The sequence below is a fragment of the Erythrobacter sp. HI0063 genome, from assembly GCF_001635685.1.
In the GTDB taxonomy this organism is placed as follows: domain Bacteria; phylum Pseudomonadota; class Alphaproteobacteria; order Sphingomonadales; family Sphingomonadaceae; genus Qipengyuania.
Genome location: NZ_LWFF01000265.1, coordinates 1 through 267, shown reverse-complemented (window position 1 = coordinate 267; position 267 = coordinate 1). Strand labels below are relative to the sequence as shown.

The window sequence follows — 267 nt, the reverse complement described above, 5'->3', positions numbered from 1 at the left end:
TGCGCGCCCGTCACCGCGAGCACTTGCGGGTGCGCCGCGCGGATCGCATCGGCTTCTTCGCCCATGCAACCCGTCACGATCACGCGGCCGTTTTCCGCAATCGCCTCTCCGATCGCCTGAAGGCTTTCCTCCTTGGCGCTGTCGAGGAATCCGCATGTGTTGACGAGCACCACATCGGCGCCCGCATAATCCGGGCTCATCGCGTAGCCATCGGCGCGCAGGCGCGTGAGGATGCGTTCGGAATCGACCAGCGCCTTGGGGCAGCCG

At 66.7% G+C, this 267-nt stretch carries 1 pseudogene; it reads right to left on the bottom strand.

Features of this window, described 5'->3' with window-relative positions:
- Window positions 1-267 (bottom strand): annotated as a pseudogene (locus A3736_RS08365) (30S ribosomal protein S12 methylthiotransferase RimO); the annotation flags it as partial.